This window comes from Steroidobacter sp., from assembly GCF_016790065.1.
Lineage (GTDB): Bacteria > Pseudomonadota > Gammaproteobacteria > Steroidobacterales > Steroidobacteraceae > Steroidobacter.
Genome location: NZ_JAEUPY010000062.1, coordinates 1 through 2694, shown reverse-complemented (window position 1 = coordinate 2694; position 2694 = coordinate 1). Strand labels below are relative to the sequence as shown.

At 60.1% G+C, this 2694-nt stretch carries 2 protein-coding genes; both read left to right on the top strand.

Going from position 1 to position 2694, the window contains the following annotated elements:
- Positions 1-992 (top strand): alpha/beta hydrolase family protein (locus tag JNL55_RS02390; protein WP_293848776.1); only part of this gene is annotated, 992 nt, incomplete at its 5' end.
- Positions 982-2694 (top strand): S9 family peptidase (locus JNL55_RS02385; protein WP_293848774.1); only part of this gene is annotated, 1713 nt, incomplete at its 3' end. The genes JNL55_RS02390 and JNL55_RS02385, both read left to right, overlap by 11 nt.

The window sequence follows — 2694 nt, the reverse complement described above, 5'->3', positions numbered from 1 at the left end:
GCGGAGCACCTAAACAGTTGACGTCAGGCAATGGGGTGGAACTATCGCCGCGACTCTCGGCGGGCGGCTATCTCAGTTATGTCTCGGACAATCGCGATCACGACGCGCCTCAGGTCATGATTCGCAGCCCCAAAGGCGACGTTCGTCCGTTGCTGTCGCTGAACCCACAGCTTGCGAAACGCAATCAAGCTATGTGGCAGCGCTTTGTTCCCTCGCAGACCATCGCAGTGCGCACAGCGGATGGTTTGATCGGCCATCACATCGTCATCGAACCGGCGACACCAGCACCGCCCGGGGGCTATCCCGTCATCGTCAATGCTCACGGTGGGCCTGCGTCAGTGGTCCGCCCTGGCGGTGAATATGCTTTCGCATTCGGTCAGTACGCAGCCAGCCGAGGTTATCTGTTCGTCGACATCAACTACCGTGGCAGCGCGAGCTTCGGTCTCAACTATCGATTGCCCGACGGACAAGGGGCGATGGGCGCTAGCGAAGTCAACGATCTCATCGCGCTGGTGCGCTATCTCAAGAGTCGCGGCGATGTGAATCCCAAACGTGTCGGCGTGATGGGCGGCTCGTACGGCGGGCACATCGTCGGACTGGCGATGTCCCGATTGCCGGATGATTTCGCCGCCGGGGTCTCGCTGTTCGGCGTGGCGGATTGGGTGGTGGAGCGCAAGAAAGATCAGGAAGAGGAAGGCGACAGCAGGGATCCCATGCACTACCTGCGCTTATCCGAGCGTGCGCGCATCGAGGATCTGGCCTTCGCATCGTCGCCATCGGCTCATATCGAGCGCTGGCGAGGTCCGACGCTGTTCACCATCGGCGATCTGGATAAGAACGGTCACGTGGAGTCGGTCACGGACCTGAGTTATCGGTTGCTGGAGCGTGGCGTGCCGGTAGAGATTTACGTCGATCCGGCCGGCGGCCACAACGTCTTTCCGCAGCAGCGGGTTTTCGAGTTCTTCGAGCGGTATCTAAATAATGTTCGCTAAGTCTGTTTGGTTGATTGGCGCGGTGCTCATTGGCGGCTGTAGTTCGAGTGCGCCCGAGCGCTACGATGCCAGCGCATTCTATTCGACCACCAGTTATACGGTCGCCGAAGGGTTTGCCTGGTCAGCCGACGGGCAGAAGTTGTTGCTGACTTCCGACGAAAGCGGCATTGCCAATGCGTACGCGTTGTCGATGACGGGTGCGGCGAAGGCGGCGCTGACCGGTTCCACCACCGATTCCACGTACGCCGTGTCTTGGTTCCCGGGCGACGCCCGCGCACTGGTGCGAGCGGACCGTGGCGGTAACGAGTTGATGCATCTATATGTCAGGGAGTCATCCGGTGCACTTCGCGATCTCATGCCGGATAGCACGGGGAAGGCCGACTTCCTGGGCTGGGCGGCTGACGGCAGCAGCTTCTATGTGCTCAGTAATGAACGCGACCCCAAGACCTTCGATCTTTATCGGTACTCGGTTCAGGACTACACGCGCTCGCTGGTGTTCAAGAACCAGTTGGCGTGGGAGATCACAGCCATCTCCGGGGACGGGCGCTACCTGGCGCTGGTCAAAAATCACAGCAGCGCCGACTCGGATATCTATCTTCTCGATGTGAGTAGCGGCGAGTCGGCACCGCAGCTCATCACGAAGCACACTGGCGAGGTGGCTTACAGTGCCAGCGGCTTCACTCCCGACAGCGGCAAGCTCATTTACTCTACGGATGAGCACGGCGAGTTCCGGCAAGCCTGGACTTACGATGTGGCAACGGCGGCGAAGTCGTTACTGGTCAAGGCGGATTGGGATGTGCGGTCCGTCTCGTTCTCCGCATCGGGACGGTATCTAGTGTGGAGCATCAATCAAGATGCACGCACCGTGACTCATATCCGCGATACGCAAACCAACGCCGAGGTGGTATTGCCGAAGCTGCCGAAAGCAGACGTGCTCAAGGTCTACTTTTCGCGGGATGAGCAGCGGCTGGCACTGGTTCTAGGATCGGACATCTCTCCCAACGATATCTATTCGGTCGATCTGAATGCCGGCACCAGCAAGCGTCTGACGCACGCGTTGAATCCGAAGATCCGTGAAGACGTACTGGTGATGTCACAGGTCGTGCGCTACCAGAGCTTCGACGGGCTGCAGATTCCTGCGCTGCTTTATCGGCCGAAGCTGGCGTCGGCGACACAGCGAGTGCCGGCCGTCGTCTGGGTGCATGGTGGACCGGGCGGGCAGAGTCGCACCGGCTATTCGGCAATGATCCAGCACCTGGTGAATCATGGCTACGCCGTGCTGGCTGCGAACAACCGCGGCTCGTCGGGCTATGGCAAGACGTTCTTTCACAGCGACGACAAGCGTCACGGTGACGTCGATTTGCAGGACATTGTGCATGCCAAGCAGTACTTGGCTGGGCTCGACTGGGTGGACGGGCAGCGTGTCGGCATCATGGGGCATTCCTACGGCGGCTACATGGTCGGTGCCGCGCTGGCCTTCTCGCCGCAGACCTTCAATGCCGGCATCGACATCTTCGGTGTCATGAACTGGGCCCGCACGCTGAGCAGCGTGCCGCCGTGGTGGGAAGCTCAAAAGAAATCCATTTACGACGAGATGGGTGACCCGGCGACCGACGCCGAGCGGCATCGCCGGATCTCACCGCTGTTCCATGCCAAGAATATTCGTGCGCCGTTGCTTGTCGTTCAGGGTAAGAACGATCCG